This window comes from Streptomyces sp. NEAU-W12, assembly GCF_026242095.1.
Classification (GTDB): Bacteria; Actinomycetota; Actinomycetes; order Streptomycetales; family Streptomycetaceae; genus Streptomyces.
On sequence record NZ_JAPJDM010000011.1, the window covers coordinates 1 to 14,096 of the forward strand.

A 14,096-nucleotide genomic window follows, 5' to 3' on the forward strand; every position below is an offset into this window, starting at 1 on the left:
GGGCGCCACGGCCCTCTCACACGGTCAGCAGGTCGTCGACCGAGCCGCGGCCCGCCTGCTCGGCCGTGGCCACCGCGCCCTCCTTCGACGCCGCGTACCGGCCGCTGGTCAGAGCCCACTCGTAGTTGCCCTCGATCCAGTGCTGGATGGCCTGCACACCCTTGTCCACCCGCTCGCGCTCGTCCGCGTCGAGCCCGAGCTCGTCGCACATACGGGGCACCCGTGCCTCCAGTTCCAGGTACTCCTCCAGGCAGGCGGTCGTCACGCGGTACGCCTCGGCCGCGGCCTCCTCCCACGAGCAGCCGCGCTCCCGGTGCAGTACCGCGATCAGGTTGTGGCCGTCCCCGCGCCGCCGCTCCCGCTCGAAGGAGTGGATGTCGTTCATGAAGCCGATGGTGTCAGCGGCCAGATCGCGCATCCGCTCCACCAGGGGGTGGGCCATCACCCGCGCGGGCACCTCGAATCCGCGGCTGCGCTCCCCGGCGTCGATGCTGTGGTGGATGCCGACGGTACGGCGCCGGAACGCGGCGTACTCCTCGAGGCCGAGTGTCCCGGTGAGCCCGCGGGCCGCCAGGTCGACCTCCTCGCAGTGGGCCACCAGGAACCGGCCCCAGGACGCGGCGAACCGGGTCCGCCAGGTCAGGGACATGCCATCCGAGAGGCGCTCCCAGACCTGCGCCCAGGCCACCGTGATCGGGCAGACCACCCGGGGCGTGCTCCCCGCCGGACGCAGTGGGGTGACGATGAGCTCCCGCGCCACGTCGGCTATCACGTCCGCCCGGTCCGGCCGCCCGGCGTCGAACTGGTCGTCGAACAGGAACGCCAGTGAGAACCAGTTCATCAGGACGACCATGTCCTCGGCCGAGGCGTACGGATAGGTGCGGGCGGCGGCCTGCGGCAGGTCCCAGGAGCGGTACTCGTCGAAACCGGCCCGGCTGCGCACCAGCCCCATGTCCCACACCCAGCGCAGATGACGCGCCCGCGCGTACTCCAGATGCTCGCTGACCGGGGTGTCGAAGGGGAGGTCGAACCGGACGTCCTGAAACATGTGCTTCCTTTCGGGAGACGGAACGCAGAGTCCCCCCGCCCTGCGGGCGGGCCGTCGCGGAGACGGCCCGCACCCTCGAACTCGGCTACCCGGTACGAAGGTTGAACCGGCAAGCGGAACGAGGATGCCCAGATCCTAGATGATCTATACCGAGTGATTGCCGCGATATCCGTTGTGCAACAAGCCACTTGAGGCACATGCCACATCAAACACCGCGGAAGTCAGTGGACTTGCCACTGATTGAATCCCTGGAACGGGGAAAGGCGCCCAGTACAGGCCGGGGAGCCGCCCCGACCCGTGGACGGACCCCGGACCCTGTGGAGGAGACATGTCGACCGTGCCTGCGGGAGTGGTGGTGCTCGACTGCGCCGAGCCAGAGAAACTCGCCGAGTTCTACCGTGAGTTGCTGGCTGCGGAGGTGGTGAACGCCAACGCCAACCGGGTCGAGATCCGGGCCGCCGACGGTTTCCGGCTGGCACTGCGCCGGGACACCAACGCCACCGCGCCGAGCTGGCCGCGCCCCGAGAACTCGCTTCAGGCGCACCTGGAGTTCGAGGTCGAAGACCTGGACGCCGCGGAACGCCGGATCGTCGGCCTCGGCGGACGTCCGGTGGAGACCAAGGACGCCACGGGCCCCTTGGAGGAACGCGGCTACGCCGATCCGTCCGGGCACTCCTTCACCCTGCGCTGCAATGTGCCGGTGGCGCCGAAACTGGGCTGATCCCCGCCGTACGGGGCCCCGACACCCAGGGGTGTCGGGGCCCCGTACGGCGGGACGGGCCGGGGGTCAGGCGATCCCCTTGTCGTCGGCGGGCCAGGAGCCCGTCGAGCGTTCGATGGCCTTGGCGCCCGCCCGGTTCACCGCGCTGCGCACCACCGAGAAGATGGCGCCCTGAATCGCGGCGGCCAGCAGGATCTCGCCCCAGCGGCGGTCCCGGTCCAGTGCGTCGGGGGCGTCGTCCTCGTGCCGGATCAGCTTCCACGTCTTCTGGAACGCCATCCCCGCCACGGCGCCACTCGTCCAGCCCAGCGCGAACCCGATGGGCTTGTAGGCCAGGGGCAGCTTCTTCTTGCTCTTCGTCTTCGCCACGTGGATCTCCCAGTCGGTGTCGGCGTTCGGAAAGTACCTGCGACCCACGTTCCCCGTTTTCCGCCCTCGGCACGGCCCGACAGGGCCCGACCGGGGCGTCCCCCACGGTGAGGGCGGCAGGGGTGGGCCCCGCCGCGACGGGGGAACGCGGCGGGGCCCGAACCGCGAGTGCCCGCCGTCCGGCGCCTCATGCACACCGAACCGGGGAAAGTGCCGACCGGGTGGCTCCCCACGGCCCCCGGACGAGAGGACCTAGCCGCGCGCCTCCAGCACGAAGACCGGGATCACCCGGTCCGTCTTCTCCTGATAATCGGCGTACGGGGGAAAGGCGGCGACGGCCCGCTCCCACCACTGCGCCCTCTCCTCCCCGGTCGCCTCACGGGCCGTCATGTCCCGCAGGACCTGCTCGTCACGCAGTTCCACCTGCGGATCGGCCTTGAGGTTGTAATACCAGACCGGGTGCCGGGGTGCCCCGCCCAGCGAGGCCACCACCGCGTAGCGGCCCTCGTGTTCGACGCGCATCACCGGGGTCTTCCGCAGTTTGCCGCTCCTGGCCCCCCGCGTGGTCAGCAGTACCACCGGCCTGCCCTGCAGGGTCGTCCCCTCGGTGCCGCCGGAGCTCTCGTACAGCTCCACCTGGTCGCGCACCCACTGCGTGGGGCTGGGCTCGTACTCGCCGTGAAGGGGCATGCCATCCGTCCCGTCGTCGAGGCCCACGGCCGGTCCGCTCTCCTGGACGGCCGTCGGGCCATGCGGACCAACTCGTTTCCGTACCAGTGTCGGCCGGACCGTGCACGGCCTCCGGCGTCACGGCGTCATCGGCGTGTCCGCGGCACGGCCATGACCGTGCCCCGGCCCGGACCGCCCCGCCCGCCGGCCCCCGCGCCACCGTGGAGAAACCGCTGCGCCGGATCGGCCGCGGCGACCCGGGCCGCGTCACCGGGCTGTACGCCGCCCCCTGCGACCGTCGGCTGGACCGGCGGAGGGCGAGCACGGCAGCACCGCGGCCCCGTGGACACCCGCGCCGACGCCACCGCCCCCACCGGGAACCGGCCGCCCACCAGGTGCCCGACGCCGCCGCCACAGAGATCGAGCGCATCCTGGTCGAGGGCGACGACGCGGGGGTGTTCGGCGGGTTCCGGCGGACCGTCCGGCCCGCCGGGCGCCCGTACCGCGCCCGTTTCGCCCCTCCGCCCGCCGTCCGGGTCATAGGCCTTCCGGGTGACCGAACAAACCCGGAAGCCCTTTCTCCACGTCGTCGTCTGTGCTGCCGGTGTCGCCGCGGACGTCGGTGAACTGATCACCGCCGCGCAGGAACAGGGCTGGGAGGTCGGCGTCATTGCGACACCCGTCGCCCTGAACGGGTTCTTCGACGCCGTCGCGGTCCGCGCACAGACCGGCAGGCCGATCAGGTCCGCCTGGCGCACCCCCGGCGAACCGTGCCCCTTCCCGGCGCCCGACGCGGTGGTGGTCGCGCCCGCCACCTTCAACACCGTCAACAAATGGGCGGCCGGAATCGCCGACACGCTCGCGCTGGGCACCCTGTGCGAGGCCACGGGGCTCGGTGTGCCGGTCGCCGTCCTGCCGTGCGTCGGCGACGCGCTGGCCGCCCACCCCGCCTACCGGGACAGCGTTGAGCGGCTCACCGCCATGGGCGTCCGCTTCGGCGAGCCGTACACCGGGGAGACGGTGCCGGACGGCGGACGGCCCGAGTTCCACTGGGAGCGGGCCCTGGACCTCGTACGTCCTCGATGAGCGCGGCCGGAGCCGAGTGGTGCCGCGTGCACCCGCGGGCCCCGGGTGCCGGGACCCGCACGCGCACATGCGGCAACGGAGAGGGCTGCGCGGCGTGTGTCCGCATTGCCTTTTCGGACACCGGCTGTCGAATCGGATGATTGGGCGCGTGGCCCGAGCGGCTCGAAAGCCGATGACGTACAGTCAAACCGCTGTGCCCGTACGAGGAATGCGGGAAGCCTCGGAATCTCTTGTTCCTGGTCGTTGGCCTGTGCAAAAGTGGGTCCTGCCGTCGCGCGGGCAATGCCTTTTGTCCTGGGTGCGCGACGCCGCCCCAGCGTGCCACTCAGGCTTCAAAAGGGCCGTTCCGGGCGGGTGTTCGAGATTTCGAATCCAGTACGGAGGGGCTCCCGTCGTATCGTCGGCGAGGCCCCGCGTCCGCTGGTACGCACTTTATGTCGCGCGTCCCCGAGAGGATTGCATCCGTGAAGGACACCGGCCTGTCGAATTCCCAGGCCCCGGCCCATGCGTTCGACGTGACGGACGAACAACTGGGCGACGAGTTGCGGAAGTGGACGGGGGCCGCTCCGGCACTGCACCCCGTCGGTGAACTCCTCGACCGGCACTGGGAATCGGTCTTCGGCTACGCCCGGCTGTGCACCGACGGCCCGCGCTCCGCCGGTATGCTCACCACCGCCGCGTTCACCCGGCTCTTCGGCGAGACCCTGCGGGACAACGGCCCGAGTTCCGCATGGCGACCCCAACTCCTCGTCACCGTACGCCGGATCGCCGCCGAGTGGGACGTGGACCACCGGCGCGACATGCTCCACCCCGATCTCACCGCCGCCCCCGCCGACGGCGACCGGCGGCCGGCCGCACGACTTCTGCCGCCGCCCGAACGGCGCCTGCTGTCAGGGGCCTTCCGACGACTGCCGCAGTCCGCGCGCTGTCTGCTGTGGCACACCGAGGTCGAATCCGAACCGCTCCACGTCCCCGCCGGGCTGCTCGCCCTCGACGAGGAGGGCGCCCGCACCGAACTGCGCCGCGCCCGGCAGCGGTTGAGGGACGAAGTCCTCCAACTCCACGGCGAACTCACCTCCGACCAGGAATGCCGGCGCTATCTGCGCCTGCTGGAGGTGAGCTACCGGCGCGCGGGCACCGAACTCGACCCGGACCTGCGCACCCACCTGGAGAACTGCCTCCACTGCCGGCACGCGGCGGACCAACTCGCCTGTTTCATCAACGGACTCGGTACGGCCCTGGCCGAGGGGGTCCTGGGCTGGAGCGCACGGGAATACGCGCAGAGCAGAGCGCAGGCGGCCGACGTCACCGACGAGTCGGCCGCCGGGGAGCGGCCGTCACCCGAGGGGGTCATCGGCGCGGCGTTCCCCGGCCCCGCCGACGGACGGCCGGGCACGGAGGCCGACCGGTTCGCCGTGTCTGCGGGCGAGCCTCCGGCGGTGGAGGGCGAGTCGTTCACGGACACGGGGAGACCGGTCCCGCCCCTCCCCACCGAGGCACCCCGCACCACGCCCACCATCCCCGCGGCCCTCACGGCGCCCCCGGTACCGAGCACCCCCCCGACCGCCGCGGCCCCGGTCGGCACCGCGGGGGCGGCCTCCCGGTCCGGTGTCCGTTCCCGGCGGCGCGCGGCCGACCGTACCGGTCCTCGCGGCGCCGTGCTCCGCGCCGGTTCCCGTGTCGCCCGGAAGGCCGCCCGCCGGGCCGCGCGCCGGCGCCACCTCGCCGCGGGCCTCCTCACGGTCAGCGGGCTGGTCGTCCTCCCGCTGGTGCTGTGGACCACGGGCGGTGCCGAGGATGCCGCCGCACGGGGCGAGGACCGCCCCTCCGAATCCCCCGGCGCCGCCACGGACAGCCCGCCCGACGACCCGTCGTGGTTCCGCTCCGAAGAAGCCGCCGAGGGCGCCCTGCGCGGCCGGCTGCACAACACCGCCTCCGGCCTGTGCGTGGGTGTCGTCGGTGGCCGGGCCGTCGCGGGCGCCGAGACCGAACTCACCGCCTGCTCGGCGGTCGGCGTCCAGCAGTGGACGTACGAGACCGACGGGCTGCTGCGCAGCGCCGCGGAACCGGACCTGTGCCTCGACTCCCGCCTCGGCCACTCGGTGCGTCTGGCCCGGTGCACGGGCGAGACCCGGAAGGACGCCGACAGCGCACGCTACGACTTCACCGTCCAGGGCACCCTGGTGCCCCGCTCCGGTCAGGGCCTGGGCCTCGCACCCGCGGCGACCGACGGCTCGGGCGCCCTCGTCCTCAAGGCCCGTGACGACACGGACGCCCAGCGCTGGACGATCGACACCCCGGATCCCGATCTCCAGATGAAGGCCGTCACCCGGGGCCGCGTCAAGGACGAGAGCTAGGGCCGAGGGGGGAGGAGGAGCGAGGGCCGGGAGGAGCGGGCCGGTCAGGCACTCACGGCTCCTCCGTCAGCCCCAGCTCGGCCCAGATGGTCTTGCCCTCGGCGGTGTGCCTGCTGCCCCACCGCTGGGTGAGCTGGGCGACCAGGAGCAGTCCCCGGCCGCCCTCGTCCCAGGTCTTGGCGCGCCGCAGATGCGGGGCGGTGTGGCTGGTGTCGGACACCTCGCAGATCAGCGTCGACGCGTCGCTGATCAGCCGGAGCCGGATCGGCGGCGCCCCGTAGCGGATCGCGTTGGTGACCAGCTCGCTCACCACCAGTTCGACGGTGAACGACGCCTCGGTCAGCGCCCACACGCCCAGCTGGTCGAGGACCTGCTTGCGCACCGGCGCGACGAGCGACGGGTCGGCCGGGATGTCCCAGGTGGCGACCTGGGAGGACGGCAGACCGCGGGTACGGGTCAGCAGCAGCGCCACGTCGTCCGTGGCGGGACCCGACTGGAGCATGGCGTGCAGGACCCGGTCGCAGGCCTCGTCGAGCGACCCGGGGGGCGCGTGGGACAGGGCGTCGCAGAACATGCGCGAGCCCGCGTCCGCGCCGCTGTCGTCCCCTCGGCCGTCGACCAGACCGTCCGTGTAGAACGCCAGCACACTGCCCTCGGGCAGCTCCACCTCCACGGACTCGAAGGGCAGCCCGCCCAGACCCAACGGCGGCCCGGACGGCATGTCCAGCACGCGCACCGGTCCCCTCGGCGGGACCAGGACCGGCGGCGGGTGCCCCGCCCTCGACAGGGTGCAGCGCCGTGACACCGGGTCGTACACCGCGTACAGGCAGGTCGCGCCGACCTCGCCGGGGCCGGCGTCACCGCCCGACTCGTGCGAGAGGTGCAGGACCAGGTCGTCGAGGTGGGTGAGCAGTTCCTCCGGAGCCAGATCGATGTCGGCGAGGGTACGCACGGCCGTACGCAGCCGGCCCATCGTCGCCGATGCCTGGATGCCGTGGCTGGCGACGTCCCCCACCACCATGGCCACCCGCATCCCGGACAGCGGGATCACGTCGAACCAGTCACCGCCCACACCGGTGCGCGCGGCCGGCAGATACCGGGAGGCGGCGTCCACCGCGGCCGTCCGGGGCAGACCGCGGGGGAGCAGGCTGCGCTGGAGTGTGAGGGTGGTCTCGCGTTCGCGGGAGTAGCGGCGGGCGTTGTCGATGCAGACGGCCGCACGCGCGGTGATCTCCTCGGCCAGCAGCACGTCGTCGTGGGTGAAGTGCTCGGGGTGCCGGAACCGGGTGAACGCCGCCACGCCGAGGGTGACACCGCGGGCCTGGAGCGGGACGGACAGCATCGAGTGGACGCCGAACTCCCGGACCTGCCGGGCGCGGACGTCATCGACCGCGAGCCACGGATCGAGGTCGCCGGAGGGCACCGAGGCGACGACGCTGTGCCCGGCGATCAGCGAGTCGGCCTGAGGCGCGGCGGCCGGGTAGACGACCACCTCGCCCGCGTCGGCGACCGACTCGGGGCTCCCCGCCGTGCGGGACCGGTGGGCGACCCGGCGCAGCGAGACCGGAAGGGTGAGCGGGCCGGTGGGGTCGGCACCGTGGTCGTGTTCGAGGAGGTCCACGCTGACGAAGTCGGCGAGCGCGGGGACACAGACCTCCGTCAGCTCCTGCGCCGTCCTGGTGACGTCGAGGGTGGTGCCGATGTGCATGCTGGCCTCGTTGACCAGCTGCAGCCGGGCCCGGGCCCGGCTCTGGTCGGTGAAGTCGTGGGCCGTCACGCAGACGCCGACGACCCGCCCGGCGTCGTCGGTGAGAGGTGCGATCCGGGCCAGCCAGGCCTCGTCGTGGTCCTTGCCGAACGCCTGCACGCGTGTCTGCACGTCGTGGCCCCGGCCCGTCCGCAGCACCTGGGTCATGTGGCGCTCCAGCTCCGCGTGCCGTGGCCGACCGCCGATGTCGCTGGGCGTCAGACCGCGCAGGTGGGAGGCCGGCAGCCCGAGGAGACCGGCCATCGCGTCGTTGGCGCCGTGCAGGCGCAGCTCCGTGTCGAAGACGACGGTGGCGCACGGGGACTGGACCATCGCAGCCCAGAGCACCGGATCCCCGGTGGGATCGGTGCGCCCGGACGGCAGCGGGGTGACGGCAAGCCAGTCCTCGGTGTCACTGTCCTCGGGTCGGCCGCGGTGGGCGAGCATCCACACGGTGACGGCGCCGCCGTCCCGGTGCCGCAGCGCGAGCGTGCCGCTCCAGCGCGGGCCGGCCGGCGGCGGGGGCGGTTGTGCGCCGTCGGCGAGCAGAAGGGCCGCAGGGCGGCCGACCACGTCCTCGGCCCGGTGACCCAGGAGGTGCCGGGCGCCCTCGTTCCACCGGGTGACGGTGCCGTCGGCGGCGATGACGGCACGAGCCGCTGCCGGATCGTCGAACGGGTCGTCCGCTCTCATCGTCGCCACTCCATCGCGCACATTCACCGTGAACCGGTCGATCGCCGGAGTTCCACCCTAGTGCGTCGGAAGTGGGCGTGGGCCGGAACCCCGCCCTGGCAGGGGTCCCACGGGCGGGAGAGGAAGGACGGGAGGGGAAGGGCGGGAGCGACGCCCGGGGCGCCCGCCGCCCGGGTCCTGTCCAGGCCCCGTCCGGTGCCGTTCCGGCACGTGGCCGGTATTCACGCGTCGCCCGCCGGCGTTCGTCACCAGTCCCGTCCCGACCGTTGACGGAGTGTCACACCTGCCACAACGATGGCTCCCTACGGATGGGAGCGCTCCCACTCGTAGCCGCCGCCGTGTCCTCCCACCAGAGGAGCCCAGACGTGAACAGACGCAGAACCGCTCTGCTGTCCCTGACAGGCCTGCTGGCAACCGCGCTCACCGCGCTGCCCGCCGCCCCGGCCGGGGCGGACGAGGCCGAGCAGGTCCGCAACGGCACCTTCGACACCACCACCGAACCCTGGTGGGCCTCCGCCGGTGTCACCACGAGCCTGTCCGACGGCCGCCTGTGCGCCGACGTCCCCGGCGGAACCACCAACCGGTGGGACGCCGCCGTCGGCCAGAACGGCATCACCCTCGTGAAGGGGGAGTCGTACCGCTTCTCCTTCGCCGCGAACGGCACGCCCGCGGGCCACGTGGTCCGGGCGCTCGTCGGCTTGTCGGTGGCCCCGTACGACACCTACTACGAGGTCTCCCCGCAGCTCAGCGTCTCCGGCGACACGTACTCCTACACCTTCACCGCGCCCGTGGACACCGCGCAGGGCCAGGTCGGTCTCCAACTCGGCGGCAGCCCTGACCCCTGGCGCTTCTGCATGGACGACGTGTCCCTGCTGGGCGGCGTGGAGCCCGAGCCGTACGAGCCCGACACCGGCCCCCGGGTCCGCGTCAACCAGGTCGGCTACCTTCCCGCGGGCCCGAAGAACGCCACCCTGGTCACCGGGGCGACCGGGCGGCTGCCCTGGCAGCTGAAGGACGCCGGCGGCAGGGTCGTCCGGCAGGGCACGACCCTGCCGCGCGGCGTGGACGGGTCATCCGGGCAGAACGTCCACTCGGTGGACTTCGGCGCCCACCGCGTGCGGGGCACCGGTTACACCCTCACGGTGGACGGCGAGACCAGCCGGCCGTTCGACATCGGCGCCGGCGCCTACGAACGGCTGCGGCTGGACTCGGCGAAGTACTACTACACCCAGCGCAGCGGCATCGAGATCCGCGACGACCTGCGCCCCGGCTATGCCCGCCCGGCCGGTCACCTGGACGCGGCCCCCAACCAGGGCGACGGCGCCGTGCCCTGCCAGCCGGGCGTCTGCGACTACTCCCTCGACGTCACCGGCGGCTGGTACGACGCCGGCGACCACGGCAAGTACGTCGTCAACGGCGGCATCAGCACCTGGGAGGTGCTCAGCACCTACGAACGCGCCCGGCACGCCCGCACCGGCCAGGCGGACAAGCTCGGCGACGGCACCCTGGACATCCCGGAGAGCGGCAACGGTGTGCCCGACATCCTCGACGAGGCCCGCTGGGAACTGGAGTTCCTGCTGAAGATGCAGGTGCCCGAGGGCGAGCCGCTGGCCGGCATGGCCCACCACAAGATCCACGACGAGCAGTGGACCGGGCTGCCGCTGCTGCCCGGCGACGACCCGCAGAAGCGCGAACTGCACCCGCCGAGCACCGCCGCCACTCTGAACCTCGCGGCCACGGCCGCCCAGGCGGCCCGCCTGTACCGGCCCTACGACAGGGAGTTCGCGGCCGGGGCCCTGGCCGCGGCGCGCACCGCCTGGAGGGCCGCGCTCGCCCACCCCGAGGAGTACGCGAGCCCGGACGACGGCATCGGCGGCGGCGCCTACCCGGACGACGAGGTGGGCGACGAGTTCTACTGGGCGGCGGCCGAGTTGTACCTCACCACGGGGGAGGAGCAGTTCAAGGAGTACGTCCTGAACTCCCCGGTGCACACCGCCGACATCTTCGGCCCTCTCGGCTTCGACTGGTCGCGCACCGCGGCGGCGGGCCGGCTCGACCTCGCGACGGTGCCGAACAAGCTGCCCGGCCGGGCCGGGGTCCGCGGCTCCGTCATCAAGGGTGCCGACCGCTACCTGGCCACACTGAAGGCCCACCCGTACGGCATGCCGTACGCGCCGGCCGGCAATGTCTACGACTGGGGCTCCAGCCACCAGGTGCTCAACAACGCGGTCGTCCTCGCCACGGCCCACGACCTCACCGGTGCCGCCAAGTACCGGGACGGCGCGCTGCAGAGCATGGACTACATCCTCGGCCGCAACGCCCTGAACATCTCCTACGTCACCGGGTACGGCGAGGTCAGCGTGCAGAACCAGCACAGCCGCTGGTACGCCCGCCAGCTCGACCCGGCGCTGCCGAACCCGCCCGCCGGGACCCTCTCCGGTGGACCCAACTCGAGCATCCAGGACCCCTACGCCCAGTCGGTGCTCCAGGGCTGCGTCGGCCAGTTCTGTTTCATCGACGACATCCAGTCCTGGTCGACCAACGAGCACACCATCAACTGGAACGCGGCCCTGACCCGTATGGCCTCCTTCGTGGCCGATCAGGGGTAGCGGACCGGAGCGGACCGCGGTACCCGCGCCGGCGCCGGAGGTGTCGTCCCGTTCACGGGGACGGCACCTCCGGCGCACCCTTTCGGTACCGCCTCATAACCGCTCTGAGCTGGTGGTATTTACGATCGAGTACCCGAGCGGTACCGTGATGCCATGCCTGCTCTGAATGTGGAGTTCAGTGACCGCGAGCTCGAGGACCTGCGGCAGATCGCCAAGGAGCGCGGTACGTCGATGAAGGCGTTGGTGCGGGAGGCGGCCGCGGCCGACATCGCCCGCCACCGGGCGCTCCAGGAGGGCGCGGAGGCCTTCCGCCGGTTCTTCGCCTCGCACGCCGACGAGTTCGCCGCCGCCTTCCCGGACGACGAACCGCGGGCCGAGGGCGCGGGACGGGCCGCCTGACCGATGACATCCGTTCTGCACATCGACGTGCCCTGGCTGCTCCAGCGGCACGAGGAGGTCCTTCCGGACCAGCCCACCATCAACGACTTCTCGGCGCTGGTCGCGGCCGTCGCCCGGCACCGCGTCGATCCGCCCCGCCTCGGTGTGGACTCGGACGCGGCCTGGCGGGCCGCCGCCCTGCTGCACACCCTCGCCCTGCTCCGCCCCCTGCCGTCGGCCAACGCCCGCTTCGCGTGTGCCACGGCGGTGGCGTACATGTTCGTCAGCGGTGTCGGCATCGACCCGCCCTACGGCGCCATCGTCGACCTCGCCCGCGACCTGATGTCCGGCACGACGGACGTCTACGGGGCCGCCGACCGGCTCCGCTCCTGGCAGATCTGACACCACCGCCGGAATACGAGAACCGGGTGAACCGCGGGAAAACGCAGGTGGAAAGCCGATACCGGCGACTCCGGCCACGTTTTTCCTTTTGACTTCCTGTCAACGAGCGGAGGTTTCCCCGGCGCCTTGTTGGCCGTGTGCCGGTTGTGCGAGAGTGAGCCACCCGTGAGGGGGTAAAATCCGGAGTCGCACGCGCGTTGATGAACCGGGTCCGCTTTCACCATCGGTGAATTGGCCCCCTCCCGCGCAACGCCGCCAAAGAGGTACGGACCACCTGGGACCTCCCTTCTCGGCGTCAGAACTTCTGTGTCACCTGCGTGTGGGAAGGAACCACCTCAGTGCCCACCCCTTGTTCCCCTCGGTCTTCGTATCCCTCTCCCGGAGGGGATCCGGGGGAGTCCGACGAGTCCCTCGCCGCACGGTTGCGAGGCCGTCCGGAGAGTGAGGGCGCACACTCCGTCGCGATGCTGACCACACGTCACTGGCCGGCGATGCACGACTACGCGACCGTCTGCCTCGCCTCGTCGGGGCCGGCCGCCGCCATGGTCACCGCGGCGGCGCAGCACCGTGTCCTGAACCGGGTGGCCCTCGGTGAACCGGCCGTGGCCCTGCGGCCGGTCCTGCTGGTGGCCGTGCGGGACACGGTCCGGGAATGGGCCTCGGACGACCGGAGCACCGGTGCCCTGCCGGAACTGCTCAAGCCGGCCGGTGGGCGCGGCATGCGCGCGGCCAGGACGATGACGCCGGAGAACCGCACACTGGCCCATCGTTCGTTCCGGTCCCTGCCCGGCCTCGCCCGCTGTGTGCTCTGGCACGTCGAGGTCGAGGCGGAACCCGTGTCCGTCCCGGCCGGCCTTCTCGGCATCGGCGCCGACATCGCCTCGAGCACGCTCCAGCAGGCGCGTGAGACCTTCCGTCAGGGCTGTGTCCAGGCCCATCAGGAACTCGCGCCGACGAAGGACTGCCGGTTCTACAACCGACTCCTCGACGTCCCCATCCGCCGTGGCGGCACACTGCTCCCCGATGTCCGGCAGCACCTGGCGGAGTGCCGCTACTGCCGGAACGCGGCCGAGCAACTCAGCCATTTCGAAGGGGACCTCGGCACGCTCATCGCCGAGGCCGTTCTCGGCTGGGGCGCCCGTCGCTACCTCGACTCGCGTCCCGGCCGGGCGACACCGGGCCCGCGCGGCGGCCGCGCGGCCCGCCGCGGACACCGCCACGGCGGCGGACGGTCCGGTGGCAGCCGGCACCGCCTGCTGTCCCGGATCCCTGTCCCCCCACGCCTCACCGGTCTCGGGCGCCCGGACACGGTGCGTTCCACCAGGACCCTGCTCACCGGCCTCGGGGCCGTCTCGGCCGGCGTGCTGGTGAGCGTGCTCATCGCCGGGGGCTCCCCCTCCGACGGCAGCGGCACCGACCCGACCGGTGCCACCAGCGCGGCTGACGGCCGGGGGATCGTACCGACCGAGTCCCCGCCGGGCGTGGCCGGACTGCCCACAGGGCCGGAACCGACCCTCCTGCGCAACATCGCCTCCGGGCTGTGCCTCGACACCCGGGGCGAGCCCCAGGACGGCACCGGCACCCGGCTCGCGGGATGCTCCTCGAGGCTGAGCCAGCAGTGGACCTACGAGGAGGACGGACTGCTGCGCAGCGTGGCCGACCCGGGCCTGTGCCTGGACGCGCACAAGGACGCCGGGGTCGTCGTCCTCGCCACCTGCGCCGACGCCGGCGAGAGCCGGGCCGACGACGTGCGCTACGACCTCACCGAGCAGGGCGAGTTGCTGCCCCGCTGGGACGAACAGCTGGCGCTCGTGCCGGCCGCCCCCGGTGCGAACGCCGACATCGTCATCAGGGTGCGGGACCGCAGCGAGAACCAGCGCTGGCTGACCGAGCCGGTGTCCTCGGCCCAGGACGTCCTGTCGATCAGCCGGCCCCGTACCCGGGCGGCAGGGTCCGTGGAACCGGCCGGGCCGGTGACGTGAAGCGCGCGGCCGGGGCGGGGGAGTGGGCACGGGAG

General features: G+C 72.5%; 11 protein-coding genes. 7 read left to right on the forward strand and 4 right to left on the reverse strand.

Annotated features, from left to right (window positions below):
• Positions 1-16 precede the first annotated feature (16 nt).
• Positions 17-1,048: a 7-epi-alpha-eudesmol synthase gene (locus tag ORI94_RS15380; RefSeq protein ID WP_266075580.1), complete on the reverse strand. Its 1,032-nt coding sequence runs from the start codon at positions 1,046-1,048 to the stop codon at positions 17-19.
• Between the two features lie 328 nt (positions 1,049-1,376).
• On the opposite strand from ORI94_RS15380, the gene ORI94_RS15385 reads away from it, so the two are divergent.
• Positions 1,377-1,769, forward strand: a complete 393-nt coding sequence (locus ORI94_RS15385; RefSeq protein WP_266075582.1) for a VOC family protein — start codon at positions 1,377-1,379, stop codon at positions 1,767-1,769.
• A 66-nt stretch (positions 1,770-1,835) separates the two neighbouring features.
• Here ORI94_RS15385 and ORI94_RS15390 read toward each other — a convergent pair whose 3' ends face one another.
• Together ORI94_RS15390 and ORI94_RS15395 are read right to left on the reverse strand one after the other, a co-directional pair.
• Positions 1,836-2,138, reverse strand: coding sequence for a DUF4235 domain-containing protein (locus ORI94_RS15390; RefSeq protein ID WP_266076000.1), 303 nt, complete (start codon positions 2,136-2,138; stop codon positions 1,836-1,838).
• Positions 2,139-2,390: 252 nt separating this feature from the next.
• A complete protein-coding gene (locus ORI94_RS15395) occupies positions 2,391-2,828 on the reverse strand; it encodes a nitroreductase family deazaflavin-dependent oxidoreductase (RefSeq protein WP_266075584.1) in 438 nt (145 codons plus the stop codon).
• A gap of 531 nt (positions 2,829-3,359) precedes the next feature.
• On the opposite strand from ORI94_RS15395, the gene ORI94_RS15400 reads away from it, so the two are divergent.
• Entirely contained in the window at positions 3,360-3,893 is a 534-nt protein-coding gene (locus ORI94_RS15400; RefSeq protein WP_266075587.1) for a flavoprotein, read from the forward strand.
• A gap of 464 nt (positions 3,894-4,357) precedes the next feature.
• Positions 4,358-6,250: a ricin-type beta-trefoil lectin domain protein gene (locus tag ORI94_RS15405; RefSeq protein ID WP_266075589.1), complete on the forward strand. Its 1,893-nt coding sequence runs from the start codon at positions 4,358-4,360 to the stop codon at positions 6,248-6,250.
• Positions 6,251-6,302: 52 nt separating this feature from the next.
• Here ORI94_RS15405 and ORI94_RS15410 read toward each other — a convergent pair whose 3' ends face one another.
• Positions 6,303-8,690 carry a SpoIIE family protein phosphatase gene (locus ORI94_RS15410; protein ID WP_266075591.1) on the reverse strand — a complete coding sequence of 796 codons (2,388 nt, stop codon included), beginning with the start codon at positions 8,688-8,690 and terminating at the stop codon, positions 6,303-6,305.
• A gap of 365 nt (positions 8,691-9,055) precedes the next feature.
• Here ORI94_RS15410 and ORI94_RS15415 point away from each other — a divergent pair, with 365 nt between their 5' ends.
• From ORI94_RS15415 to ORI94_RS15430, 4 genes are all read left to right on the forward strand, one after another.
• Positions 9,056-11,299, forward strand: coding sequence for a glycoside hydrolase family 9 protein (locus tag ORI94_RS15415; protein ID WP_266075594.1), 2,244 nt, complete (start codon positions 9,056-9,058; stop codon positions 11,297-11,299).
• Positions 11,300-11,452: 153 nt separating this feature from the next.
• Entirely contained in the window at positions 11,453-11,698 is a 246-nt protein-coding gene (locus ORI94_RS15420) for a hypothetical protein (protein WP_266075596.1), read from the forward strand.
• A 3-nt stretch (positions 11,699-11,701) separates the two neighbouring features.
• Positions 11,702-12,079, forward strand: coding sequence for a hypothetical protein (locus ORI94_RS15425; protein WP_055609109.1), 378 nt, complete (start codon positions 11,702-11,704; stop codon positions 12,077-12,079).
• Positions 12,080-12,417: 338 nt separating this feature from the next.
• Complete coding sequence (locus ORI94_RS15430) at positions 12,418-14,061, forward strand: RICIN domain-containing protein (protein WP_266075601.1); 1,644 nt, start codon at positions 12,418-12,420, stop codon at positions 14,059-14,061.
• Positions 14,062-14,096: the final 35 nt, after the last annotated feature.